The following is a 233-nucleotide window of genomic DNA, read 5'->3' as shown; positions in this document are numbered from 1 at the left end:
AGTGGGCGTTTACAACCTAATGGGTGGTATCGATTTCGTTGAAGAAACCATTCTTGCTCTAAGCGGTGGTAGCGTGATGGGCACCATCATGATCATGATGATCATCTTGCTTGTACTCGGTATGTTCTTGGACTGGGTTGGTGTTGCGCTGTTAACAATGCCGATTTTCGTGCCAATCATTACCGGACTTGGTTTAGATCCAATCTGGTTCGGTGTGGTGTTCTGTCTAAATA

The 233-nt window shown here is 45.5% G+C and carries 1 protein-coding gene; it reads left to right on the top strand.

All coding sequences use genetic code 11. The annotated features are described in order from the left end of the window. Positions 1-19: 19 nt before the first annotated feature. A partial coding sequence (locus RG959_RS25555; RefSeq protein ID WP_369335212.1) for a TRAP transporter large permease subunit occupies positions 20-233 on the top strand: 214 nt, incomplete at its 3' end.

The organism is Domibacillus sp. 8LH (assembly GCF_038806185.1).
Lineage (GTDB): Bacteria > Bacillota > Bacilli > Bacillales > Domibacillaceae > Domibacillus > Domibacillus indicus_A.
Note: the sequence above shows the minus strand (reverse complement) of the source record. Positions and strands in the feature narration are given on the sequence as shown.